The sequence below is a fragment of the Nocardia neocaledoniensis genome (assembly GCF_029868625.1).
In the GTDB taxonomy this organism is placed as follows: domain Bacteria; phylum Actinomycetota; class Actinomycetes; order Mycobacteriales; family Mycobacteriaceae; genus Nocardia; species Nocardia neocaledoniensis_A.
The window spans coordinates 1-3545 of sequence record NZ_JARWOJ010000337.1 but is presented as its reverse complement, the minus strand read 5'-3'; the positions used below and the strand labels follow the sequence as shown (position 1 = coordinate 3545).

The following is a 3545-nucleotide window of genomic DNA, read 5'->3' as shown; positions in this document are numbered from 1 at the left end:
TGTGCCATCAACCGAACAGCACCCACCGCGGAGCCCCCTATGAACACCTTCCCGACCGCCGCCCCGATCGCCGTCTCCCTCGATGTCCTGTCCGCGGGCGTCACCGTCATCGCGTCCGACCGCGGCGACGCGGTCGTGCGGATCGCGCCCGCCGACCCCGGCAAGAAGGCCGACGTGCGCGCCGCCGAGCAGACCGTGGTCGACTTCGCCGACGGCGTCCTCACGGTGGTCACCCCGAAGTCCTGGCGCACCCAGACCCCGTTCGGTGGCAACCCGGCGATCGAGGTCACCATCGCCGTCCCCACCGGCTCCCGGCTGACGGGCACGGTGGGTGTCGGCCAGGTGCTCGGCGCCGGTGAGCTCGGCCCGTGCGACCTGTCGGTCTCCCTCGGAGACATCGTCATCGAGCGTCCGCTCGGTTCGGTGACCGCCAAGACCGCCAAGGGCAACATCCGCATCGGCGAGGCAGCGCGCGGCGAACTGCGGCTGGAGGCCGCCGCGGGCGCGCTCGAGGTGGGCATCCGCCCCGGCAGTTCGGTGCGCCTGGAGACCACCACCGCGCTCGGCACCGTGCGCAACCTGATGGACGCGGTCGTCGCCTCGCCCGCCGCGGACGACCTGGTGCGGGTCGTCGCGCGCACCTCCGCCGGCGACATCACCATCCGGCACACCGTCGCCGCGTGAGCGGCCACCGTCGGATCGACACGGTCCGCGCCCCCCTGGCGCGGCCCGTGTTCTCGCCGGACCCGCGCGGTGTCAGCGCCGTATCAGGTCGGTGTCAGCCCGGCGGACCACAGTTCTCGACAACCCCCGCTCGACGAAGGAGCCCTCATGAGCGCCACACACCCTGTCCCACACGGACTTCCGCAGGATCGCGATGCCGGTCCGTTCGATCCGCCCCGTGCGATCACCGCGTTGCGCGAGGCTCGCCCCGTCAGCCCGCTGCGCTTCCCCGACGGGCACGAGGGCTGGCTCGTCACCGGCTACGAGGCGGTGCGCAAGCTGCTGGCCGACACCAGGTTCAGCTCCCGCCAGGACCTCGGCATCGTCCACGTGCCCTACGAGACGCCGGGCATGCCCGCGCAGACCGAGCCGTCACCGCAGATCCCCGGCCTGTTCATCGCCATGGATCCGCCGGACCACACCCGGCTGCGGCGCAAGCTCACCGGCACCTTCACCGTCCGGCGGATGCGGCAACTCGAGGAACACATCGCCGAGATCGTCGAACGCCAGCTCGACGAGATGGCCGCGATGGCACCGCCGGTCGACCTGGTCACCGCGTTCGCGCTGCCGGTGCCCTCCCTGGTGATCTGCGAATTGCTCGGTGTCCCTTACGAAGACCGCGCGACCTTCCAGGAAAACACGGCCAAGTTCCTCGTCCGGGACCAGGAACTGGGCGAGAAGATGGCCGCATACGGCGCGATGACCACCTACCTGGCCGGCCTGGTCACCCGCAAGCGTGCCGAACCGACCGAGGACATCCTGTCCGACCTGGCCCGCGACGAGGACCTCGGCATCGAGGAACTGGTCGGCATCGCCTTCCTGCTGTTGCTGGCCGGCCACGAGACCACGGCGAACATGTTGGCGCTCGGCACTTTCGCGCTCCTGGAACACCCCGAACAGCTGGCCGCCCTGCGTGCCGACACCGAGCTGATGCCGGGCGCCGTCGAGGAACTCATGCGCTACCTCTCGGTCGCCGACATCTTCTACCGCTACGCCACCGAGGACATCGAACTGTGCGGCGAGACCATCACCGCGGGCTCGACCGTCGTCATCTCGCTGCTGGCCGCCAACCGCGACCCGCTGCGCTTCGACGATCCCGACGCCCTCGACGTGCGCCGCACCGCCCGCGGCCACGTCTCCTTCGGCCACGGGGTGCACCAGTGCCTCGGCCAGCAGCTGGCCCGCATCGAGATGCGCGCCGGTTTCGCCGCGCTGCTGCGCCGCTTCCCGACCCTCGAACTCGCCGTCCCCGCGAGCGAAGTCCCGCTCCGCAGCGACATGAACATCTACGGCGTGCACGAACTGCCGGTCACCTGGACGGACCGGTCATGATGCGCATCTCGGCCGACCGGGACCGCTGCATCGGCGCGGGTATGTGCGCTCTGCTCGCCGGGTCGGTCTTCGACCAGGACGACAACGACGGCAGAGTCCTCTTGCTAGACCCCGCACCGGCCACGGAGCACACCGCGGTACGGGAAGCGGTGGAAGCCTGCCCATCCGGCGCGATCACTCTCCAAGAGTCCTGATCACTCGAGCTCTCGCGCGGGCCGCTCCGTTTCGACCTCGACGGTGTCCCCGCTGTCGAGCTGAGCGATGCCTTCGGCGAGACGCGCGGCGTTCGTGGGGGAGCGCATCAAGTACATCGTTTCCCGATCGGAGTCGTCCTCGCTGGTCATCGGCCACTCCTCGCTGTCCGTTCGACGGATATTTGCGAGGTCGCCGGCCCACTGGTCGATGAACTGCCGGGGGAGTTCGGACTTCACCAGTCGGCCGTTTCGGCTTGGCGGAGGCGGCGGTGGGTGCGGTCGATCCAGCCGGTGAAACCGGTGGTGAGGTCGGCGGGGGTGGCGGGGCGGACGGTGATCCGGTCGGGGGTGCGGATCTGCAGGTAGCGGCCGTCGGCGGTGACGTCGATCCACTGGGTGCTGAACCATGGTGCGGGGCGGTCCAGGATGTGGCCGACGAACAGACGGGCCTGGCCGCTGCCATCGATCGGGCGGCGGGTGAGGGCTTCGAACTGTTCGCGCGGAGTGCGCTGGGCGTAGGAGCGCGGCGCGGGCGGGGACTGGAGGTCGGCGGTCGGCAGCGTGAGGATCGGGTGGGAACCGGGGCCGCATTTGGGCACGCGCGCCGAAAGCCGTTGGGGGAGTTGTGCGGCGGGGAAGAGGCGGGCGTGGATCGGGCCGTCGACATCGTCGACCGTGGCCTGGGCCAGCACCACCGCGTGCTCGTAGTGCTGCGCCCCGACGACGCGGTACTCGCGCAGGTCGCCCTGGTCGGTCGCGATGGATCCGCCCTTGATCTCGATCCGGAACTGCCCGAATGTCAAGGTGTGCAGGGCCAATCGGATCAATTCGTCCTGGCCCAGCGTGGCGCGAACCCTGGCGCGATTGGCCTCGTACTCCTCCGCGGTGCGGAACTTGCTCAGCAGATGCAGCGGACGCGGGAACCTGTCGATCCCTTCGCTGTACCACAGTGCGGCGAAATCGTCTGGTTCCCAGACCCATTCGTTCATGGTCGGGTGGTGCTCCTGCTTCGGTCAGTGCTGCTGGGGCGGTGTCGTCGCGGCGGGCGCGTCGCCGCCGATCACGCCGCCGGCGACGGTCCGTGGCTGCTCACCGAGCAGTTCGTCGGTGTTCTCCGCGGTGATCAGATAATCCGGGATCTTGTGTTCGGTGTCATCGTCACCCTTCCCGCGACCGGCGCCGGGCGCGCCCATCATGCCCGGCATGCCCGCGCGACCGGTGCCACCGCGGTTGGCGCCGGCCCCCCCCGGCCCCCCCCCCCGCCCGGGGGGGGGCTATTAAAAAAAAAGCCCCCCC

General features: G+C 70.1%; 6 protein-coding genes. 3 read left to right on the top strand and 3 right to left on the bottom strand.

The genetic code is table 11. The features are described 5' to 3' along the window. Positions 1 to 39: 39 nt before the first annotated feature. The 3 genes from QH270_RS26070 to QH270_RS26060 all read left to right on the top strand — a co-directional run bounded on the left by QH270_RS26070 (position 40) and on the right by QH270_RS26060 (position 2249). Positions 40 to 684 carry a hypothetical protein gene (locus QH270_RS26070; RefSeq protein ID WP_280346714.1) on the top strand — a complete coding sequence of 215 codons (645 nt, stop codon included), beginning with the start codon at positions 40 to 42 and terminating at the stop codon, positions 682 to 684. A 147-nt stretch (positions 685 to 831) separates the two neighbouring features. Beyond that, positions 832 to 2055: a cytochrome P450 gene (locus tag QH270_RS26065; RefSeq protein WP_280346713.1), complete on the top strand. Its 1224-nt coding sequence runs from the start codon at positions 832 to 834 to the stop codon at positions 2053 to 2055. Continuing rightward, positions 2052 to 2249 carry a ferredoxin gene (locus QH270_RS26060; protein WP_348537689.1) on the top strand — a complete coding sequence of 66 codons (198 nt, stop codon included), beginning with the start codon at positions 2052 to 2054 and terminating at the stop codon, positions 2247 to 2249. The genes QH270_RS26065 and QH270_RS26060 overlap by 4 nt, the downstream gene beginning before the upstream one ends. On the opposite strand, the gene QH270_RS26055 is transcribed toward QH270_RS26060, so the two are convergent. The 3 genes from QH270_RS26055 to QH270_RS26045 form a co-directional block, all read right to left on the bottom strand. Then, the gene (locus QH270_RS26055; protein WP_280346712.1) at positions 2250 to 2399 is read right to left on the bottom strand and encodes a hypothetical protein; all 150 of its coding nucleotides are present in this window, start codon (positions 2397 to 2399) and stop codon (positions 2250 to 2252) included. A gap of 83 nt (positions 2400 to 2482) precedes the next feature. Beyond that, the gene (locus tag QH270_RS26050; RefSeq protein WP_280346711.1) at positions 2483 to 3238 is read right to left on the bottom strand and encodes an ESX secretion-associated protein EspG; all 756 of its coding nucleotides are present in this window, start codon (positions 3236 to 3238) and stop codon (positions 2483 to 2485) included. A 24-nt stretch (positions 3239 to 3262) separates the two neighbouring features. Next, complete coding sequence (locus tag QH270_RS26045; RefSeq protein WP_280346710.1) at positions 3263 to 3454, bottom strand: hypothetical protein; 192 nt, start codon at positions 3452 to 3454, stop codon at positions 3263 to 3265. Positions 3455 to 3545 lie beyond the last annotated feature (91 nt).

Excerpts from the sequence above, each read along its gene's own strand:
- QH270_RS26060 (WP_348537689.1), top strand. The coding sequence starts at position 2,052 with ATGATGCGCATCTCGGCCGACCGGGACCGCTGCATCGGCGCGGGTATG.
- QH270_RS26055 (WP_280346712.1), bottom strand. The coding sequence starts at position 2,399 with ATGACCAGCGAGGACGACTCCGATCGGGAAACGATGTACTTGATGCGC.
- QH270_RS26070 (WP_280346714.1), top strand. The coding sequence starts at position 40 with ATGAACACCTTCCCGACCGCCGCCCCGATCGCCGTCTCCCTCGATGTC.
- QH270_RS26050 (WP_280346711.1), bottom strand. The coding sequence starts at position 3,238 with ATGAACGAATGGGTCTGGGAACCAGACGATTTCGCCGCACTGTGGTAC.
- QH270_RS26045 (WP_280346710.1), bottom strand. The coding sequence starts at position 3,454 with ATGCCGGGCATGATGGGCGCGCCCGGCGCCGGTCGCGGGAAGGGTGAC.
- QH270_RS26065 (WP_280346713.1), top strand. The coding sequence starts at position 832 with ATGAGCGCCACACACCCTGTCCCACACGGACTTCCGCAGGATCGCGAT.